This is a genomic window from Streptomyces sp. CO7 (genome assembly GCF_053474865.1).
Genome location: NZ_JBRIOU010000002.1, coordinates 1639852 through 1640452, shown reverse-complemented (window position 1 = coordinate 1640452; position 601 = coordinate 1639852). Strand labels below are relative to the sequence as shown.

General features: G+C 77.4%; 1 pseudogene. It reads right to left on the bottom strand.

The window, feature by feature from the left end:
• Positions 1-601: pseudogene (locus ACOV8S_RS09615) on the bottom strand (telomere-associated protein Tap); the annotation flags it as partial.

Here is a 601-nt window from a genome sequence, read left to right as displayed (position 1 = left end):
GTCCAGGGCGTTCCACGCCGGGACGCACAGCTGGACGCAGGAGCGCTCCGCGCCCTGGGCGGGGCGGTAGATCCGCGCCCACGGGCCCAGACCGCGCTTGGTGAGCTGCCAGTGGGCACGGGCGAGTTGCTTGACCGCCTTGTGGCTCTCGGGGAGGCGTCCGGCGAGCCGCTCGGCGTCGGTGAGGGCCGTGGGCAGGCCGTAGCGCTCGAGGGCGGTCACCGTCAGGACGAGGAGCGGGTCGGCGTCCTTGCCGGGCCCGGACAGTCTGGGCCGGCCGAGCTTGGCCTCGTCGAGCGTCCACTCCACCAGGGCGGGGAGGGTGGTGGCGGGCACGTCGAGGACCAGGCCGCCGACGCAGTACGCCTGCACCTTGCCGTTCGGGTCGGCGTCGAGGACCGCGAGGGGGCCGTTGACGAACCGGGGGTCGTCCGCTGCCGTGACGGGACTGGGGGTCGCCTTGCGCTTGTCGGCAGCCGCCGGGGTTCCGGCCGGCGCCCGCCGCCCGTGGGGTGGGGCCTTCGTCGGAGCCGGCGTCCCGGCCGGGGCGGGCTTCCGCGCGGCGGGACGGCGGGGCGCCGGCTGCGGGGCGGTGCGGGAC